We start from the raw sequence: 238 nt of genomic DNA on the forward strand, positions 1-238 counted from the left end.
ATTTCATGGGGGTCGAAGTTGAACACCTTGGAGAGAATCTTGAAGGCGAAGCGGGTCGACAGACCATTCATGCCCTCGTCGACGCCGGCGGCGTCGCGGTACTCCTGAATCGATTTGGCCTTGGGGTCGGTGTCTTTGAGGTTCTCGCCGTCGTAGACGCGCATCTTCGAGTATATGTTGGAGTTGTCCGGTTCCTTGAGGCGCGACAGGGTAGAGAACTGGGCGAGCATCTTCAGGG

At 57.1% G+C, this 238-nt stretch carries 1 pseudogene; it reads right to left on the minus strand.

Going from position 1 to position 238, the window contains the following annotated elements:
• Nucleotides 1-238 (minus strand): annotated as a pseudogene (locus AC0IYH_RS33850) (PrkA family serine protein kinase); the annotation flags it as partial.

The sequence above is a fragment of the Pseudomonas sp. AC463 genome (genome assembly GCF_979253585.1).